Source organism: Pseudomonas viciae, assembly GCF_004786035.1.
GTDB lineage: Bacteria > Pseudomonadota > Gammaproteobacteria > Pseudomonadales > Pseudomonadaceae > Aquipseudomonas > Aquipseudomonas viciae.
Map to the genome: position 1 here is coordinate 942,265 of NZ_CP035088.1, position 14,691 is coordinate 956,955.

General features: G+C 60.1%; 13 protein-coding genes and 1 tRNA gene. 10 read left to right on the top strand and 4 right to left on the bottom strand.

Annotation, left to right across the window (positions count from 1 at the left end):
- The first annotated feature begins 97 nt into the window (after positions 1-97).
- From rbfA to EPZ47_RS04135, 5 genes are all read left to right on the top strand, one after another.
- Entirely contained in the window at positions 98-499 is a 402-nt protein-coding gene (gene rbfA, locus EPZ47_RS04115) for a 30S ribosome-binding factor RbfA (RefSeq protein ID WP_003177871.1), read from the top strand.
- Between the two features lie 3 nt (positions 500-502).
- Positions 503-1,420 carry a tRNA pseudouridine(55) synthase TruB gene (gene truB, locus EPZ47_RS04120; protein WP_060739216.1) on the top strand — a complete coding sequence of 306 codons (918 nt, stop codon included), beginning with the start codon at positions 503-505 and terminating at the stop codon, positions 1,418-1,420.
- Positions 1,421-1,563: 143 nt separating this feature from the next.
- Positions 1,564-1,833: a 30S ribosomal protein S15 gene (rpsO, locus tag EPZ47_RS04125; RefSeq protein ID WP_003197723.1), complete on the top strand. Its 270-nt coding sequence runs from the start codon at positions 1,564-1,566 to the stop codon at positions 1,831-1,833.
- 194 nt (positions 1,834-2,027) lie between these two features.
- On the top strand, positions 2,028-4,133 hold the full coding sequence (gene pnp, locus EPZ47_RS04130; RefSeq protein WP_060739215.1) for a polyribonucleotide nucleotidyltransferase: 2,106 nt from the start codon (positions 2,028-2,030) through the stop codon (positions 4,131-4,133).
- Between the two features lie 125 nt (positions 4,134-4,258).
- A tRNA-Thr gene (locus EPZ47_RS04135) sits at positions 4,259-4,334 on the top strand.
- A 9-nt stretch (positions 4,335-4,343) separates the two neighbouring features.
- Here EPZ47_RS04135 and EPZ47_RS04140 read toward each other — a convergent pair.
- Complete coding sequence (locus EPZ47_RS04140) at positions 4,344-4,892, bottom strand: hypothetical protein (RefSeq protein WP_135843649.1); 549 nt, start codon at positions 4,890-4,892, stop codon at positions 4,344-4,346.
- Between the two features lie 299 nt (positions 4,893-5,191).
- Between EPZ47_RS04140 and EPZ47_RS04145 the strand changes: the two genes are divergently transcribed.
- A complete protein-coding gene (locus EPZ47_RS04145) occupies positions 5,192-5,497 on the top strand; it encodes a DUF6388 family protein (RefSeq protein WP_060739213.1) in 306 nt (101 codons plus the stop codon).
- Between the two features lie 39 nt (positions 5,498-5,536).
- Here EPZ47_RS04145 and nadC read toward each other — a convergent pair whose 3' ends face one another.
- Positions 5,537-6,385, bottom strand: a complete 849-nt coding sequence (gene nadC / locus EPZ47_RS04150; RefSeq protein ID WP_135843650.1) for a carboxylating nicotinate-nucleotide diphosphorylase — start codon at positions 6,383-6,385, stop codon at positions 5,537-5,539.
- 243 nt (positions 6,386-6,628) lie between these two features.
- Here nadC and EPZ47_RS04155 point away from each other — a divergent pair, with 243 nt between their 5' ends.
- The 4 genes from EPZ47_RS04155 to EPZ47_RS30730 all read left to right on the top strand — a co-directional run bounded on the left by EPZ47_RS04155 (position 6,629) and on the right by EPZ47_RS30730 (position 12,601).
- The gene (locus tag EPZ47_RS04155; protein WP_135843651.1) at positions 6,629-8,848 is read left to right on the top strand and encodes a DUF1631 domain-containing protein; all 2,220 of its coding nucleotides are present in this window, start codon (positions 6,629-6,631) and stop codon (positions 8,846-8,848) included.
- A 64-nt stretch (positions 8,849-8,912) separates the two neighbouring features.
- Positions 8,913-9,473 (top strand): 1,6-anhydro-N-acetylmuramyl-L-alanine amidase AmpD, encoded by a 561-nt coding sequence (ampD, locus tag EPZ47_RS04160; protein WP_135843652.1) that lies wholly within the window; start codon positions 8,913-8,915, stop codon positions 9,471-9,473.
- The gene (gene ampE / locus EPZ47_RS04165; protein ID WP_135843653.1) at positions 9,470-10,306 is read left to right on the top strand and encodes a regulatory signaling modulator protein AmpE; all 837 of its coding nucleotides are present in this window, start codon (positions 9,470-9,472) and stop codon (positions 10,304-10,306) included. The genes ampD and ampE overlap by 4 nt, the downstream gene beginning before the upstream one ends.
- A gap of 1,590 nt (positions 10,307-11,896) precedes the next feature.
- Entirely contained in the window at positions 11,897-12,601 is a 705-nt protein-coding gene (locus EPZ47_RS30730) for a methyl-accepting chemotaxis protein (RefSeq protein ID WP_406550204.1), read from the top strand.
- A gap of 119 nt (positions 12,602-12,720) precedes the next feature.
- Here EPZ47_RS30730 and EPZ47_RS04175 read toward each other — a convergent pair whose 3' ends face one another.
- Together EPZ47_RS04175 and cra are read right to left on the bottom strand one after the other, a co-directional pair.
- Entirely contained in the window at positions 12,721-13,497 is a 777-nt protein-coding gene (locus EPZ47_RS04175) for a TatD family hydrolase (protein WP_135843655.1), read from the bottom strand.
- A 20-nt stretch (positions 13,498-13,517) separates the two neighbouring features.
- A complete protein-coding gene (cra, locus tag EPZ47_RS04180; protein WP_135843656.1) occupies positions 13,518-14,513 on the bottom strand; it encodes a catabolite repressor/activator in 996 nt (331 codons plus the stop codon).
- Between the last annotated feature and the right edge of the window lie 178 nt (positions 14,514-14,691).

Below are 14,691 nucleotides of genomic sequence, written 5' to 3' on the forward strand. Positions count from 1 at the left end.
TCTAAACGCAACGCCCGGTCTGGCTTTTGTCAGGCCGGGCGTTTGCCGCTTTCAGACCTCACGGGTTTGACCGTGGGGCAGTAACAGGTAACAAGACATGGCAAAAGAATATAGCCGTACCCAACGAATCGGCGATCAGATGCAGCGTGAGCTGGCTCAACTGATCCGTCGCGAAGTCAAAGACCCGCGCGTCGGTCTGGTCACCATTACCGCTGTGGAAGTTAGCCGTGACGTCGGTCATGCCAAGATTTTCATCACGGTGATGGGGCAGGACAGCGCCGAGGAAATTGCCCAAAGCATCAAGGTGCTCAACTCGGCAGCCGGCTTCCTGCGTATGCAGTTGGCCCGCGAGATGAAGTTGCGCAGCGTTCCACAATTGCATTTCCACTACGACGAAAGCGTCGTGCGAGGTGCGCACCTGTCGGCGTTGATCGAACGTGCCGTGGCTGAAGATAGCCAGCACCCGGTTGCGGCTGAACCCGAAGACACCAAGGAGTAATCGGTGGCTCAGGTCAAACGTATCCGTCGTAACGTCAGCGGTATCATCCTGCTCGACAAGCCGTTGGGGTTCACTTCCAACGCGGCGTTGCAGAAGGTTCGCTGGCTGCTCAATGCCGAGAAGGCCGGGCACACCGGTAGCCTCGATCCGTTGGCCACCGGCGTATTGCCGCTGTGCTTCGGTGAGGCGACCAAGTTCTCCCAGTACCTGCTCGATTCCGACAAGGGTTATGAAACCCTGGCGCAACTGGGCAAGACCACCACCACGGCGGACGCCGAGGGTGAGGTTTTGCTGGAGCGCCCGGTGACCGTTGGTCAGGCTGATATCGAAGCTGTGCTGCCAGGATTTCGCGGGCAAATCAGTCAGATACCGCCGATGTACTCGGCCCTCAAGCGTGATGGCCAGCCGTTGTACAAGCTGGCCCGTGCAGGCGAAGTAGTGGAGCGCGAACCGCGTTCTGTTACTATTGCGCGCTTGGAATTGCTGGCCTTTGACGGTAATACTGCGCGGCTTGCCGTGGATTGCAGCAAAGGCACCTATATCCGTACCCTGGTGGAGGATATCGGCGAGCAGCTCGGCTGTGGTGCGTACGTGGCAGAATTGCGACGGACCCAGGCCGGACCTTTCACGCTGGCCCAGACGGTCACGCTGGAAGAGCTCGAAGCGGTACATGCCGAAGGCGGCAACGAAGCGGTCGACCGTTTCCTGATGCCATCGGACAGCGGGTTGCTGGACTGGCCGCTGTTGCAGTTCTCGGAACACAGTGCGTTCTACTGGCTCAACGGCCAGCCGGTACGTGCCCCTGATGCGCCGAAGTTCGGCATGGTTCGGGTGCAGGATCACAATGGTCGCTTCATCGGTATCGGTGAAGTGAGCGAAGACGGGCGCATTGCGCCGCGTCGACTGATTCGGTCGGAATGACCGGAACCAGCCTGTGTAACAGCGGGCTGGCGAGTGTGGCTGTTAACAGGCACGGTCACTACTCATTTATAGATACAGGGATTTGTCCCTGGCCTGTTGAAGCTGTTTCTTTGAAACAGTTTCCTGACTAAAAGGATTGCCTCATGGCTCTCGACGTTCAAGAAAAAGCTCAAATCGTAGCTGACTACCAGCAAGCTGTTGGTGACACTGGTTCGCCAGAAGTGCAAGTTGCACTGCTGACCCACAACATCAACAAACTGCAAGGTCACTTCAAGGCCAACGGTAAAGATCACCACTCCCGTCGTGGTCTGATCCGCATGGTAAACCAGCGTCGTAAGCTGCTGGACTACCTGAAAGGCAAGGACGTGAGCCGTTACAGCGCTCTGATCGCTCGCCTGGGTCTGCGTCGCTAATCAGCGATTGCGCTAGAGGTTGGTTGTCTGTCGTACGTCAGTGGGTTTCCCGCTGGCGCATGGCAGGCTCCCAGCCTCAAGTTTTATCTGGATACACGTTTTACCCTGGACAGGCGTCGGGCCGATTCCCGTCATTGCCCAAGAATTTCGCAAGAAGACAAGTTCCCCAAGAGCCACAAAGAAGGTAGGACACCGTGAACCCGGTAATCAAAAAATTCCAATTCGGTCAGTCGACCGTTACCCTCGAGACTGGCCGTATCGCCCGTCAGGCCTCCGGCGCAGTGCTGGTCACCGTTGACGACGACGTCAGCGTATTGGTGACCGTTGTTGGTGCCAAGCAAGCCGATCCAGGCAAGGGCTTTTTCCCTCTGTCTGTTCACTACCAGGAAAAGACTTACGCTGCCGGTAAGATCCCTGGCGGTTTCTTCAAGCGCGAAGGCCGTCCTTCCGAGAAAGAAACCCTGACTTCCCGACTGATCGACCGTCCGATCCGTCCGCTGTTCCCAGAAGGCTTCATGAACGAAGTGCAGGTTGTCTGCACCGTCGTTTCCACCAGCAAGAAAACCGATCCGGACATCGCTGCGATGATCGGTACCTCGGCTGCCCTGGCCATCTCCGGCATTCCTTTCGATGGCCCGATCGGCGCTGCCCGCGTGGCGTTCCACGAAAGCACCGGCTACCTGCTGAACCCAACCTACGAGCAACTGAAAGCTTCGAGCCTGGACATGGTCGTGGCCGGTACTTCCGAAGCCGTGCTGATGGTTGAATCCGAAGCCAAAGAGCTGACCGAAGACCAGATGCTGGGCGCCGTACTGTTCGCCCACGACGAGTTCCAGGTGGTGATCAACGCCGTCAAGGAACTGGCCGCCGAAGCCGCCAAGCCAACCTGGACCTGGGCTCCGCAAGCCGAAGCCACCGAACTGCTGGGCGCTATCCGTGCCGAGTTCGGCGAAGCGATCTCCCAGGCCTACACCATCACCGTCAAGGCTGACCGCTATGCGCGTCTGGGCGAGCTGAAAGACCAGGTCGTTGCCAAGCTGTCCGGCGAAGAAGGCCAGCCGTCTTCCGCTGAAGTCAAAGCTGCTTTCGGTGAAATCGAATACCGCACCGTTCGCGAAAACATCGTCAACGGCAAGCCACGTATCGATGGTCGCGACACCCGCACCGTACGTCCACTGAACATCGAAGTTGGTGTTTTGCCAAAGACCCACGGTTCGGCACTGTTCACCCGTGGCGAAACCCAGGCCCTGGTCGTTGCCACGCTGGGCACCGCCCGTGACGCGCAACTGCTGGACACCCTGGAAGGCGAAAAGAAAGACCCGTTCATGCTGCACTACAACTTCCCTCCGTTCTCGGTGGGCGAGTGTGGTCGCATGGGTGGCGCCGGTCGCCGCGAAATCGGTCACGGCCGTTTGGCCCGTCGTTCGGTCCAGGCCATGCTGCCTGCCGCTGACGTGTTCCCGTACACCATTCGCGTAGTCTCGGAAATCACCGAGTCCAACGGTTCGAGCTCGATGGCTTCGGTTTGCGGCGCTTCCCTGGCCCTGATGGACGCCGGTGTGCCGATGAAGGCGCCGGTTGCCGGTATCGCCATGGGTCTGGTGAAGGAAGGCGAGAAATTCGCCGTCCTGACCGACATCCTGGGTGACGAAGACCACCTGGGCGACATGGACTTCAAAGTGGCCGGTACCGCCAAGGGCGTCACCGCACTGCAGATGGACATCAAGATCAAGGGCATCACCGAAGAGATCATGGAAATCGCCCTGGGCCAAGCCCTGGAAGCGCGCCTGAACATCCTCGGTCAGATGAACCAGATCATTGGTCAGTCCCGTACCGAACTGTCGGAAAACGCTCCGACCATGATCGCGATGAAAATCGACACCGACAAAATCCGTGATGTCATCGGTAAAGGCGGCGCGACCATCCGTGCGATCTGTGAAGAAACCAAGGCTTCGATCGACATCGAAGACGACGGTTCGATCAAGATCTTCGGCGAAACCAAGGAAGCGGCAGAAGCAGCACGCCAGCGCGTTCTGGGTATCACTGCCGAAGCCGAGATCGGCAAGATCTACGTCGGCAAGGTTGAGCGCATCGTCGACTTCGGTGCCTTCGTCAACATCCTGCCGGGCAAGGACGGTCTGGTCCACATCTCCATGCTGAGCGATGCTCGCGTCGAGAAAGTGACCGACATCCTCAAAGAAGGCCAGGAAGTGGAAGTGCTGGTACTGGACGTGGACAACCGCGGTCGTATCAAGCTGTCCATCAAAGACGTGGCAGCAGCCAAGGCATCGGGCGTTTAATCAACCCCTCGCTTAGCCGCTGAACAAGCAAACGCCCCGACTGGTTCGGGGCGTTTTGCTGTGTGGTGAAAATCCCTGTGTCGCAGGTTGCCTGGCCACGGGGGACGGTGCTAGTTTTAGCCACCGCCCGTGTAGCTCAGCCGGTAGAGCAGCGCACTCGTAACGCGAAGGTCGCAGGTTCGATTCCTGTCTCGGGCACCATTCTCCTTGTTATTTCACCTTCCTGCTCAGCTCCTCGACGGTGCGTTTGAGCTGGTCCATCTCGCGATCCTGATCACTGAGCTCCCGTTTCAGGGATGAGATTTCGCTGTTGTTCGAGCTCGAGCTGGAGCCGCTATTGCGCTTTAGATCTTCCACTTGCTTGCCAAGGTCGTTCAGGTCGCGTTCCTGTTCCTTGATCGTGCGCTTGAGCTCGTCAATTTCCTTGCTGCTGGAGGTGGAGCTGGACCCACTGTTGCGTTTGAGTTCTTCGATCTGACGGGCCTGTTCGCTAAGGGCGCGCTTCTGGTTTTCCAGTTCGTCAGTATTGTTCTTCACGGTTTTTGGCAGGTTTTCCAAGGCGCTGGCGCTGACGTTGGTCTTGACGAGTTTGTACTTATCAAATTGGTCATGTTGAAGGGCAGGAATGGCGTCGTCGTAAGACGGCCCAGCGGAGGAGACTTCAACAGCCGCTTGAGCAAGGCCGGCCAAGGTCAGGCTGCCGAGCAGCAAGGTTGCGGTAGCAAAGCGGGTAGACGAAAGCTTGGAAAAACTGCGCATCACTGGGTTCCTTGTGAAGTGCCGATGTGGCACATGGCTATGACTGGACGTTTTGACATATGTTCCCTGCACCTCCTGCGTCTTGTGCAACTTGTTTTGTGGAATAGATGTAAAGAGCCGTGTAAATCATTGGCAAAACATCCTATATTCGTCGCTGCATGAGCATCGCCCAGCAGTTTTCAGATGATCCCCGAATGGTTCTGAAGGCCAGATAAACCGGGCTTCACACGGTTTTTTGCGTCAGAGAGATCCTTGATGATCCAGATCCATCTTCCATTCCCCAGATCAACGAGAACGCCATGACTGTTAAAGAATTGACCCAGGAAGCCAGGCACGAAGAAGCACTGAAGAAGTACGTTCTGGATGCGCCCCAGTTGCTGGAAGAGATCAAGGACTTGTCCGCCGACGATCAAAAAGATCAGATCCAGTGGGCGTTCGAGGATGAGGCCGAAGCCCAGGGGCTGCAGCCTTGGGAGTTGACGCTCAAGTACACCAGCACGCCTGAAGAATTCGAGGTGCAGCGCCTTGCGTTGCACAAGGAAGCGGCCGAGGTGTTGGGTGTGGAATGGGATGAGTACTGCGAGATGAATAATCTGGTGGTCTGAGAAAAACGCCAGCCTTTTTGAGGCTGGCGTTTTTTGTTGTCAGAGGCTCAACCGCATCGACAGATCCACCGCTTTCACATCCTTGGTCATCGCCCCGATCGAGATGTAGTCCACCCCGGTCTCGGCAATCGGGCGCAACGTGCTTTCGTTGATCCCGCCGCTGGCCTCCAGCTTCGCCTTGCCGCCATTGAGGCGCACGGCTTCACGCATGTCGTCCAGGCTCAGTTCGTCGAGCATGATGATGTCGGCATTGGCCGCCAGTGCTTCTTTCAATTCCGCCAGGCTTTCCACCTCGACTTCCACCGGCTTGCCCGGCGCGATCTTGTGGGCGGCGGTAATGGCCTGGGCGATGCCACCGCAGGCGGCGATGTGGTTTTCCTTGATCAGGAAGGCATCGTACAGGCCGATGCGATGGTTATGGCAGCCGCCGCAGGTGACGGCATACTTCTGGGCCAGGCGCAGCCCGGGCAGGGTCTTGCGGGTGTCCAGCAGCTTGACCTGGGTGTCGGCGACGAAATCGGCCAGGTAACGGGCGCGGGTGGCGACGCCCGAGAGCATTTGCAGGAAGTTCAGCGCGCTGCGTTCACCGGTCAGTAGCGAGCGGGCCGGACCTTCGAGGTGGAACAGCGCCTGATCGGGACTCACCCGGTCGCCGTCGCGCACTTGCCAATGCACTGCGACGCGCGGGTCCAGTTGCCGGAACACGGCATCGACCCAGGCGGTGCCGCTGATGATCGCGGCTTCGCGGGTAATGATGGTGGCCTTGGCCAGGCGTTCGGCGGGGATCAGTTGCGCGGTGATGTCGCCGCTGCCGATGTCTTCGAGCAACGCACGGCGCACGTTGGCTTCGATTTCGGCGGTCAGATCGGCGAGACGTAGATTCGGCATAACGGGCTCCACAAACAAAGTGGCCCGATTATAGGGCCAGTGGCCTGCCGAGCATATCGAACCTGCATTTGGTCGCATCCGCGCAACGTTTTCCCATTTCTCCGGTCACTTATTGCGTTGTATTTCGAGCTGGGTCACAGAGTCTGCTGGTACGACGGGGTTCTTTTACCAGATAATCCGCCTTTCGATTGACGTCATAGCTTTGACGTCTCGTGCCGAAGAATGCCGTTTCAGGAGGCTTGGATGCACAACGACGGGACTGGGAATGTAGTGCCTTTGCACAAGGTTTCTACTGATCAGGCGAATCATTCGCCGCTCGCCCGCCTGCCTGTGATTCTGCTACAGGTTCGCGACAAGGCTGCGCAGCAGTTGCGCTTTGGCTTGCAGGGGCTGTTCGATAACGCCGACGACACGCTGTTCGAGATGGCTGACCGGGCGCGCAATGATGTCGAGCAGAATCTGTTCTTCGAAGCCATGCGTGACCTGCGCCTGAAACGCAAAAGTATGGAACGCGGGTTTATCGAGCAGTTTTTCGAGGCGTTTGTCGGCCTTGCGCAATACGACCTGGCTCAAGCCTCCTTGGCCCCCGTCCTGGCCCCTGGCCCCCTGGCGCAGCCGACTCACGATGACCTGGAGCGCCATGTGGCGGTCGAGACCATGGTCACGCGGGTACTCGGTCGTGAGGGTGTGTCGCTCGATCAACTGACAGCCCGCCTCAGCGTGCTTTTGGACCGGCCGTTGGCCAATCAGCAGAATCCCCTGAGCCCCGCGCTGCTGTGTGAAAATTTTCTACAGGCCGGGCGCAACCTGGGGGTGGGAATCAAGGTCAAGCTGATCCTGCTCAAACTGTTCGAGCGCTATGTGCTCAGCGAGTGCGACCAGCTCTACGCCGAGGCCAATCAGTTGCTGGCCGCCACCGGTGTGTTGCCGGACCTCAAGGCCTCGCCGTCCCGTCGTGCTTCGGATCGTCTTGACGATAGCCCTCGGCCCACCGTCGACAACGTGGCTAAACCCAAGGCGGCGCAGGTCGATGACAGCGTGGAGGAGGTGTTCTCTGCGTTGCAGAAGCTGCTGCGCCAGGTCCGTGGCAGTGTGGCGCCGACACTGGAGGCCAGCGCTGCGCCCCAGCCGATCTCGACCCAAGACCTGCTGCGATTGCTCTCTCATTTGCAGCAGTACGTTCCGGCGCCGACCCTTCAGGACGAATTCGATCTGCGTAGCCAGCTCGAACAACTGTTGACCCGGGTCAGCGTCAGGAGCGGCAAGTCCCGGGTGGTCGAAGGCGCCGATGAAGACGTGATCAACCTGATCTCGATGATGTTCGAATTCATCCTCGACGACCATAACCTGCCGGACTCCCTCAAGGCCCTGATCGGCCGCCTGCAAATCCCGATGCTCAAAGTCGCGGTGCAGGACAAGAGCTTCTTCAGTCGCGGCAACCATCCGGCCCGGCGCCTGCTCAATGAAATTGCCGCCGCCGCCATGGGCTGGGGCGCTTGTGATGATCATCAACGCGACAGCCTGTACCTGCGCATCGAGCAGGTGGTGCAGCGCTTATTGAATGACTTCGTCGATGACCCGGCGATTTTTTCCGAACTGCTGGCCGACTTCCTGGCCTTCACCAGCGACGAGCGGCGCCGCAGTGAACTGCTTGAGCAGCGCATTCGTGACGCTGAAGAGGGGCGGGCCAAGGCTGAACTGGCGCGCCACCGAGTCGAAGGGGCGCTGAACCAGGTCATGCTGGGTAAAGTGTTGCCGCAAGCGGTGGTGGAGTTCGTGCAACAGGCCTGGAGCCAGGTGTTGTTGCTGACCTGTTTCAAGCATGGCAAGTATTCAGCCGAATGGCTGGCCGACGTATCGACCCTGGAACAACTGATCTGGAGCGTCCAGCCTCACGATGAGCCCGACGCTGGCCTGCAGTTGCTGGCGATTGTGCCGGAGCTGCTCAAGGCTCTGCGCGAAGGCCTGAACCGTTCGGCGTTCGACCCGTTTGCCACCAGCGAATTCTTCAGTGAGCTGGAGGTTCTGCACGTGCAGGCTCTTGAGCGTACGGGGCAGGCGACGGAGCAGGCCCAGTCGTTCAACTCTCCGGTCATGGTCCAGGTGCAGGAGAAAATTGTCCTGCGTCCCGCTCACCAAGCGCCGGCGGACAACGCAGAGGTACGCTTGCCAGCCGATGATGTGGGCCTGATGCAGGTCGACCAATTGCGTTTGGGAAGCTGGGTGGAGTTCCAGGAGGACGATGACAATAGCCTGCGTTGCAAATTGGCGGCGATCATCGGGGCTACCGGCAAGTACATCTTCGTCAACCGCACCGGCCTGAAAGTGCAGGAGCACAGCCGCACCAGCCTGGCCCTGGAGTTTCGCCGGGGCGCGGTGCGCCTGTTGGACGATACCCTGCTGTTCGACCGGGCGCTGGAGTCGGTGCTGGGCAATCTGCGTCAGCTCAATCGCGCCAAGTGATCGCGCGATCTGGCCCGATCGCGGCATACTGACGGCATTCACTGTCGTTATCAAAGGAACCTGTATGCAGCTGGACCCCGCGAGCGGCTGGTGCGATGGCGTGCGTCATTGCCCATCGCCCAACTTCAATGCGCGCCCCGAGGGCGAGATTTCCCTGCTGGTGATCCACAACATCAGCCTGCCGCCGGCACAATTCGCGACGGGCAAGGTGCAGGAATTTTTCCAGAATCGTCTGGATGTCACGGAACATCCCTACTTTGCCGGTATTGCCGACCTGCGTGTGTCTGCGCACTTTCTGATCGAGCGTGACGGCGCCGTCACCCAGTTTGTCTCCTGTCTGGATCGTGCGTGGCATGCGGGCGTCTCGTGCTTCGAGGGGCGGGAGACGTGTAACGATTTTTCCATAGGCATCGAGCTTGAAGGCACCGATGATCTGCCTTTCACCGACGCACAATATGCCGTATTGGTGGACTTGACCGGGCAGTTGCAGGTGGCGTTCAGGGCGATCACGGTGCAGCGTATCTGTGGGCACAGTGATATTGCCCCTGGGCGCAAGACCGATCCGGGACCAGCATTCGACTGGGCGCGCTATCGCGCAGCCCTGACAGAAGGGGAAGGACAATGAGTTTTCTGGTGTTGCTGCTGGCGGTCTGGATCGAGAAATTCTCGGCCTTACGCCAGCGGATCCAGCGGGACGGTGGTTGGTTGCTCGAACTGAACAAGCTTGAAGCCAGCCCTCGTTGGGTTAACCGGCCCTGGCTGGTGCTGGTGGTGATGGTTTTGCTGCCGGTGGCACTGCTGGCGTTGCTGTTGTGGGTGTTGGATCCGGTGGCCTATGGCCTGCTGGCGCTGCCGGTGCACCTGTTGGTGGTGATTTACAGCCTGGGGCGCGGTGATCTGCTGGCGGACCTGGGGCCGTTTCGCGATGCCTGGCGGCGCGAAGACCTGCAAGCGGCGGCCCACGTGGCCAAGCGTGATCTGGACATTGAGGCCGATGATGGCGAGCGGTTGTTGGAGCGGGTCCAGGGCCATTTGTTGTGGCAGGCCTACCAGAGCTTTTTCGCGGTGATTTTCTGGTACTTCCTGCTGGGCCCGGTCGCGGCCCTGAGCTATCGCCTGCTGGCCCTGGCCGCCGAGCACAGCCAGAACGCCGGCGTGGCCGAGCGGGCCGCGCAGATGCGCCATGCCTTCGACTGGGTGCCGGTGCGGCTGCTGGCGGCGAGCTTCGCCCTGGTGGGCAACTTCGTGGCGGTCAGCCGAGTCATGCTGCATGAGTTGTTGAACTGGAACATCAGCGCCGCCGCTCTCATCGACAAGGTCGGCCTGGTGGCCGGCGAGATTCCCGCGCCCGTGGCCGGGCCGGATGGCATCAACAGCCTGGATCGGCTCTGGGAGTTGCTGCTGCGTTCGGCGGTGCTCTGGTATGCCGGGTTTGCGTTGTGGACGGTGCTGGCCTGATCTCGGCGAAATCACACTTATTTATTGAGTGAGCTTGCTCCCGCTCGGTTGCGCAGCAACCGCCGCCTTTAGGGAGGTGCTTCGCACCTCAGCGGGAGCAAGCTCCCTCGCCACAGTGCCTGCCCACCAAACATCTGCCGTTAACCTTAAGTTACAAATCTCCCCGCCGATTTAAGCTATACAGGAACAGCGCCCGAATAGTGGCTTTCTGCTGTCTCTGTGCGCCTGCCTATAAAAATAAAAAACCTATCGGGAGACTTCCTAGTGAAGAGTTTGCTCTGGCCCGCCGTCGCGCTGATGAACCGCCTGAGCTTCGGCATGAAGTTCAGCCTGATCAGCGTGCTGTTTCTGCTGCCGATGCTGGTGACCAATTTCTTTCTGGTGCGTGATTCCTATCGGGAGTTCCAAGGTACCCAAGTGGAGCTGCAAAGCCTCGACCTGCTGGGCAGCAGCCTGACCCTGCGCCGGGACTTGGAAACCCTGAATAACCTGGTGCAAATCAACGCCAGTCTGGGGCAGTCCGGCAAGGCCGGTGACGTCGAAGCGAAGATCGGTGCCCTCGAGCAGCAAGTGCTTGCGCGCCTGCAAGGGATGGCGGCCATGGCGGTCGAGCCTGAGCAGGTCAGCGCTTTCGATGCCAAGCGCGACGAAATGATTGTCGCGTTCAAGGCCCAGCAGGCCGAAAGCTCCCTGCAAAGCAAAAGCGCGTCGATCGGCAAGTTGCTCAACAGTGCGCAGATGTTCAGCCAGATCATCGCCAGCCAGGCGGGCCTGAGCCGTGACAACCAGAGCGACATCCGTCAGCTCAGTGAACTGATCATTGGCATCACCCCCAAGGTCACCCAGATCCTCGGTGAAGGCCGTGCGTTGGGGGCTTCTTCATTGGGGTTGGGATTTCTCAATTCGGCGTCGAGTACCCGGTTCGACGAGTTGCTGGCGCAGATCGACAAGCTCCAGGGTGAATATGAACTGAAACTGCAAGACGCCCTGGGTTCCAGCCAGGCGGCCGCACAAGCCCTGGCCGATCAGGCCAATGGCAGTAAGAACAGCCTCAAGAAGGCCAGTGAGCTGATCGAAGAGCAGGTGGTGATGGCCGATACTCTCGATGCGCCATGGCCGGCGTTTTATGAGCAGGTCAGCGGCCTGATGGAGCAGACTTACCGGCTGAACGAAGCGACCCAGGGGTTTCTCGGTGTCCAGTTGCAGCAGCGCCTTGAGCAGAATCGCAGTCACATGGTGCTGCAAGCGGTGGCGCTGGCGGTGGTGTTCCTGCTGATTTTTTATCTGTACGCCGGCTTCTATGCGTCGACCCGTACCACCCTCCAGCACTTGGGCCAGATGATGGACAAGGTGGCGGCGGGGGACATGACGGTTAATTTTGTGGCCCGCAGCAAGGATGAACTGGGTGAGTTGGGCGAGGTGTTCAACGGTACGGTGGCGAAGATCCATGACCTGATCGAACAGGTCGGTCGGACCGTCGCCGAAGTCGAACGCCAGGCCGGGCAAGTGGAAACGGTATCGGCTCGCAGCAACCTGGCCGTCGCCGGGCAGCGCAGCCAGATCGAGCTGGTGGCCACGGCGATGAACCAGATGTCGGCCACCGCTCAGGAAGTGGCCCGCAGTGCCGCTGCGGCAGTGAGCAGCGCCCACAGCGTGAACGACGAAACCCTCAGCGGGCGTGGGCTGGTGGAGTCCCAGCAGGGCAGCATCGCCCGGTTGGCCAGCGAGATCGATCAGTCGGTGCAGGTGATCAATCAACTGGCGACCGACAGCCAGGCCATCAGCCGCGTGCTGGACGTGATCAAGAGCATCGCCGAGCAGACCAACTTGCTGGCCCTCAACGCCGCCATCGAAGCGGCCCGGGCCGGTGAGCAGGGGCGCGGTTTTGCGGTGGTGGCCGACGAAGTACGGACCCTGGCCAAGCGGACCCAGCAATCGACCGAAGAAATCGAAGCGATGATCAGCCGTCTGCACGGCGGTGTGGGCGCAGCCGTCAAGGCCATGGGCTCTAGTCATGAGATGGCCAGCGGCACGGTCAGTCAGTCGGAGAAGGTCCAGCAGGCCCTGGAAAATATTCTCGGTGCCGTCGGCATGATCGTCGATCAGAACCAGCAGATCGCCGCCGCCGTGGAACAGCAGACGGCCGTGGCCCATGACATCGACCAGAACATCGTCGAGATCAACCGCGCCGGCGAACGCACCGCCGAAGGCGCGCACCAGACCGAAGACGCCAGCCGTGAGTTGTCCGCGCAGGTGGTGCAGCTCAAGCTGTTGATCAATGCGTTTCGGGTGTGATTTTTAGGCCCACCACAGACCCATTGTGGGAGCGAGCTTGCTCGCGATGGCGGAGTGTCAGGTAACTATTTGTCGACTGATGCACCGCTATCGCGAGCAAGCTCGCTCCCACAGGTGTTTTACCAGTTGAACAGTTCGCGGGCGTTGGCGGTGCTGGCCTCGGCCAGGCGCTCAGGCGTCACCGCCATGATCCCCGCCAGCGCCGCGCAAATCGCCGGCAAATGTGCCGGGCTATTGCGCACGCCGGGAAACATCGCCGGGGCCATGTCCGGTGAGTCGGTTTCCAGCACCACCGCTTCCAGCGGCAGTTTCGCCAGCACCCGGTGCATGCGCAGGGCCTGGGGCCAGGTGGCGGCGCCTCCGAGGCCGAGCTTGAAGCCGAGCTTGAGGTACTCGCGGGCCTCCTCAAAACTGCCGGCGAAGGCGTGGATGATCCCTCCGCGCTTGAGGCCAAGGCGCTTGAGGGTGGCGATCACCGCGGCATGGCTGCGGCGCACGTGGATCAGCGCCGGCAGTTCGAATTGCGCCGCCAGTTGCAGTTGCGCTTCGAACAACGCTTGCTGACGCTCGCGATCGAGGGTTTCGATGTAGTAATCCAGGCCGATTTCCCCCACCGCACACAACTGCCGATGCCCGGCCAGGCGGGTCAGCCACTCGCGCAATTGCACCAGGTCTTCGGCGCGATGCTGATCGAGGTAGACCGGATGCAGGCCCAGGGCGGCGTGCAAGTCGGGGTCGCTTTGCACCAGGTCCCAGACCCGTTGCCAGTTGTCCCGATACACCCCCAGCACCACCATTTTCCGGACGCCCAAGGCGCGGCTTGCGGCCAGCAGCGCCGGGCGATCCGCGTCGAAGTCCGGGAAGTCCAGGTGGGTGTGGGTGTCGACCAGCTCCATGGGTTAATCCTGAAGAATGCTCAGCCCTGATGAATGCGCTGCTTGAACGTCCGCGCGATGGCCTGCACACCAGGCTGGTAGTCATCGTTTTCGATGGCTGCCAGCGCCAGCTCCAAAGCCTTGTCGGCGATCAGTTGATGCTGCTGGGACATGGCGTTGACCGGCAACGGCAGGAAATCCAGCAACTGCGTGTCGCCAAATGTGCCCAGGCGCAGCGGGCGCGACTTCAGCGGGAAATCGTGCAGGGCGTCGAACACCCCTTGCAGCAGCACATAGGAGGTGGTGATCAGCGCATCGGGCAGGTGCCCCAGGCGCGCGAGCATTTCATCCATCAACTGGCGGCCGCATTCACGGCTGAACGATTCTCCGTGTTCGATCAGCACTTGGCCTTCGAACCCGGCCAAGGCCTCGCTAAAGCCGGCGGTCCGCTCCTGGCTGATACTGAGTTCGGGGCGGGCGCTGATCAAGGCGATTTGCCGAGGGTGGGTCTCCAGCAGGCTGCGGGTCAGTTGCAGGCTGGCCTGGCGGTCGTCGCTGATCACCGAACAGAAATGCGCGGGCTCCATCACCCGGTCGATGGCGATGATCGGAATGCCCTTGGCTTGCAACTGGCGGTAACTGTCGTCCCCGGTTGGCAAACAACTGGCAACGATCAGCGCATCGCAGCGCCGGGCGCGGAACAGCTGCAACAGTTGCCGCTCGCTGTCCGGGGCGTCGTCGGAGCTGGCGATCAACAACTGATAACCCCGTGCCCGCGCGCCCTGTTCCAGCAGCTTGGCGATGCGCGCATAACTGGGGTTTTCCAGGTCCGGCAGGATGAAACCCAAGGTGCGGGTGTGCCGGCTGCGCAGCCCGGCGGCCTGGGGATTGGGCGTGAAACCATGTTCTTCGACCACCGCCCGCACCCGTTCAACGGTGGCGCTGCTGATGCGTTGCTGTTCGGCCTTGCCATTGATGACATAGCTGGCGGTGGTCACGGACACACCGGCCAGCTGGGCAATATCACTGAGTTTCAACCCGGTTTTCCTTATTTTTTCGAGTTTGCCCCGACAATAAGGGCCATCCTACCCGATTCGAGATGACGGTCACCGTCCAAGCGCTTACGACAAGTTGCACTTCAAGGATGAGAGATTATCGAGTAACGTGCCAATCTTTCTAGATTAAACGTTTCAGCAAGCGTATTTTCAAGGTTAG